This window comes from Kitasatospora putterlickiae, assembly GCF_039527695.1.
Classification (GTDB): domain Bacteria; phylum Actinomycetota; class Actinomycetes; order Streptomycetales; family Streptomycetaceae; genus Kitasatospora; species Kitasatospora putterlickiae.
On record NZ_BAAAKJ010000131.1, the window covers coordinates 83,674 to 84,575 of the forward strand.

Sequence of the window (902 nt, forward strand, 5' to 3'; positions counted from 1 at the left end):
AGGCACCAGCGCCGTCACGGCCGCCGCCCGCTTCGGCTACCAGGCGCCCGCCGCCGACCTCGCCGTGGTCGTCGTCGGCACCACCGAGAGCATCGAGTCGGAGGGCTTCGACCGCCCGGGCCTCGCCCTTCCCGAAGGCCAGGACGAGCTCGTCCGCCGCGTGCGCGAGGCCAACCCGCGCACCGTCGTGGTCGTCAACTCCGGCGCCCCGGTCGTCATGCCGTGGCTCGACGAGGTGGCCGCCGTCCTGCTGTCCTGGTTCCCCGGCCAGGAGTTCGGCGCGGCGCTCGCCGATGTGCTGACCGGCGCCCGCGAGCCCGGCGGCCGGCTGCCCACCACCTGGCCCGCCCGGGAGGAGGACGTCCCGGTGTGGAGCGTCGAGCCCCACGAGGGCCGGCTCCCCTACACCGAGGGCCTGCACATCGGCTACCGCGCCTGGCTCAAGCGCGAGCGGGCCGGCGGCCCGGCGCCCGCGCTGCCGTTCGGCTCCGGCCTCGGGTACACCACCTGGGAGATCGGCGAGCCCGCCGTCACCACCGACGGCGACCGCCTCGTCGTCGAGGCGGACGTCGCCAACACCGGCTTCCGGCCGGGCAAGCAGGTCCTGCAGGCCTACCTCTCGCGACCGGACTCGGCCGTCGAACGTCCGGTGGCCTGGCTCGCCGGGTTCACCGCGGTGCGCGTGGACGCGGGCGGACACGTGCGGGCGCGCCTGGAGATCGCCCCGCGCGCCTTCCAGCACTGGGACACCGAGGCGCACGCCTGGGTCACCGAGAGCGGGGACTTCACGCTCCGCCTCGCCACCTCCGTCGCCGACCCCGGCCACACCGTCACGGTCACCCCCGCCGCCGCGTCGCGGTAGGCCCCGGCACCACCACCCCGCCGCGGGACCGGACCGGCGT

At 76.7% G+C, this 902-nt stretch carries 1 protein-coding gene; it reads left to right on the plus strand.

Features of this window, described 5'->3' with window-relative positions:
* A partial coding sequence (locus ABD308_RS13895) for a glycoside hydrolase family 3 protein (RefSeq protein WP_344333289.1) occupies positions 1 to 862 on the plus strand: 862 nt, incomplete at its 5' end.
* Between the last annotated feature and the right edge of the window lie 40 nt (positions 863 to 902).